This is a genomic window from Streptomyces sp. NPDC057654 (assembly GCF_042800135.1).
In the GTDB taxonomy this organism is placed as follows: Bacteria; Actinomycetota; Actinomycetes; order Streptomycetales; family Streptomycetaceae; genus Streptomyces.
The window spans coordinates 1-2606 of the sequence record NZ_JBHVHQ010001066.1 but is presented as its reverse complement, the minus strand read 5'-3'; the positions used below and the strand labels follow the sequence as shown (position 1 = coordinate 2606).

At 75.7% G+C, this 2606-nt stretch carries 2 protein-coding genes and 2 pseudogenes; all 4 read left to right on the top strand.

Features of this window, described 5'->3' with window-relative positions:
• Window positions 1-199, top strand: a pseudogene (locus tag ACFU99_RS40445) (hypothetical protein); the annotation flags it as partial.
• A 435-nt stretch (window positions 200-634) separates the two neighbouring features.
• Window positions 635-1579, top strand: coding sequence for an NAD-dependent epimerase/dehydratase family protein (locus tag ACFU99_RS40440; RefSeq protein ID WP_384402804.1), 945 nt, complete (start codon window positions 635-637; stop codon window positions 1577-1579).
• Window positions 1567-2403: a spherulation-specific family 4 protein gene (locus ACFU99_RS40435; protein ID WP_384402801.1), complete on the top strand. Its 837-nt coding sequence runs from the start codon at window positions 1567-1569 to the stop codon at window positions 2401-2403. Before ACFU99_RS40440 ends, ACFU99_RS40435 begins: the two co-directional genes overlap by 13 nt.
• 79 nt (window positions 2404-2482) lie before the next feature.
• Window positions 2483-2606, top strand: a pseudogene (locus ACFU99_RS40430) (adenylyltransferase/sulfurtransferase MoeZ); the annotation flags it as partial.

Sequence of the window (2606 nt, the reverse complement as noted above, 5' to 3'; positions counted from 1 at the left end):
CGTGTGCGCCGTACTCATCGCCCGCCTGCCGGGCTGTGAGGCGATCGCCCGCCCCGTCACCGAGCTGGTCGCCGCCCATGGCCCGACAGCCGTCCCCACAGCCGCCTGCACCCTCGCCGCCCTCGCTCTCCTGACCCACTCCCTCCCTGCCCTCACCCGGGCCACCGCCCACACCACGCCCCTGCCGGGGCAGATGTGACGGGCTGGACGGGGGCGGGCGGGGCCCGCTGGGGGCACGGGCGTGGGGGCGCGTGGAGGGCGCGGGCGGAGGCCCGCACGCCGTACGCACGTAAGGCCGCCGGCCCGGGGCGGGCCGGAGCTCGTACGCGGTACGCGCGTAGGCCGCTGTGCGCGCCAGGCCGTGCGCCCGTACGCCGCCCGTCCCCGGACCGGTGCGCCGGGCAGCGGCGCGGAGCCGTACGCCGGGCGCGCGTCGGCCCTTGCGCCCGGCGCGGGCGGGAGTCCGTACGCCCTACGGGCTCGGGGCCGGGTTCGATCGCTCGGCCGGGGTGGTCCCGGTCGGGTGTCCATCACCTTGAGGAGCAACGCACATGACCGTTCGACCCACCAGCAGAGTGGCGAAGAGGGCCCCGGAGCCCTCGGGGCCGGCCGAGTGGGAGCGAGGGCGTGACCGATGAGGGCTCTGTTGCTCGGCGCCAATGGCTACCTCGGCCGGTATGTGGCCGACCGGCTGCTCGCCGATCCCGCCGTCCAGCTCACGGCGCTCGGCCGCGCCGACGACGCCGACGTCCGGTTCGACCTGTCCACCGGCAGCCCCGGCGCGCTGACCAGGTTCCTGGACGCCGTGCACCCCGGCGTGGTGATCAACTGCGCCGGTACGACGCGCGGCGGCGCGCGCGAGCTGACCCGGCACAACACCGTCTCCGTCGCCACGGTCTGCGAGTCGCTGCGCCGCAGCGGCTGCGGGGCGCGCCTGGTGCAGATCGGGTGCTCGGCGGAGTACGGGCCCTCGCAGCCGGGCTCCTCGACGGCCGAGGACGCGGTGCCGCGCCCCGGCGGCCCGTACGGGGTGAGCAAGCTCGCCGGGACGGAACTGGTGCTCGGCTCGGACCTCGACGCCGTGGTGCTGCGGGTCTTCTCGCCCGTCGGCCCCGGCACCCCCGCCGGGTCCCCGCTGGGGCGACTGGCGGAGGCGATGCGGCGCGCGATGCAGAGCGGCGAGACCGAGCTGAAGCTCAGCGGCCTCGGCGTGCAGCGGGACTTCGTGGACGTACGGGACGTGGCCCGCGCCGTGCACGCGGCGTCCCTGTCGGCGGCGCAGGGCGTCGTCAACATCGGTACCGGCCGCGCGGTGCGGCTGCGCGACGCGGCGGCCGTCCTCGCCCGCGTCGCGGGCTTCACCGGGACGCTGCACGAGATGGACGTGCCCAACCCGCGCGGCGGGCCCGGCGAACGCGAGCAACCGGTCAACGCGCCCGCCTACCCCTACCCGGACGGCTGCGGAAGCTGGCAGCAGGCGGACGTGCGCACCGCCCGCGACCGGCTCGGCTGGCGGCCGCGGATCGCCCTGGAGGAGTCCTTGGCGGACATCTGGATGGAGGCGGCATGTCGTATCTGATGCCGCGCGGGATCGCCGCGCGGGTGCAGCGGGCGGGGGCGACCCCCAGGGCGGCGCCGCAGTGCCCCGCCCCGGACGGACCGAAGCGGCTGGGGATCGGCGTGCCCGGCTTCGCCCACCCGATGGTCGCGCCCGTCGAGTGGGGCGAACTGCTCTGCCCCGGCGCGCCCTTGGACTGGTCCGTGCTCAACGTCGCCCAGGGGCCGGGCGCCCGCCCGGACCCGTACTGCCTGGCCGTCGCCGGGCGGCTGCGCGACGCCGGGGTGCGCGTCCTGGGCCATCTGGACGTGCGCGAGGGCGCCCGCCCCTTCGGCGAACTGGTCTCGGACGCGCACCGCTTCCTGGACTGGTACAAGGTCGACGGTTTCTATCTGGACCGCTGTCCCACGGAGCGCTCCGGCCTCCCGGAGGTGCGCCGCACGGCGGCCACCCTGCGCGCGCTGCTGGACCGCTCGTACGTCGTCCTCGCCCACGGCGCGCAGCCGTTCCCCGGATATGTGGAGAGCGGGGACCAGTTGGTGACCTTCGAAGGGGCGTGGTCCGACTACCGGTGGTCCCAGGTCGCCGAGTGGACCGCGGACTATCCGCCCGAGCGGTTCTGCCACCTCGTGCACGGCGTGCCGCGCCCGCATCTGGAGGAGGCCCTGCGCATCGCCCGCTGGCAGGGCGCGGGAACGGTCTACTTCACGGACCGTTCGCCGCGCCCGGGAGCGGTGGGCGCGGCGGGAGCGGCCGGTGCGGCGGGCGGAGGCGGCGCCTGGGAGGCGATGCCCGGCTACTGGGACGAGATCGTCTCGCGCATCGGACCTGGTGTCTCGGAATGAGGAGGGGCGTGGCAGTGTTACGGGGAGAAGTGCCCCGCGTGAGCGGGGCCGGTCCCGTCCACCGACCAACGGAGTCCCCGTGTCGCTGCCACCCCTGGTCGAGCCGGCTGCCGAGCTCACCGTCGATGAGGTCCGCAGGTACTCGCGCCATCTGATCATCCCGGACGTCGGGATGGACGGGCAGAAGCGGCTGAAGAACGCCA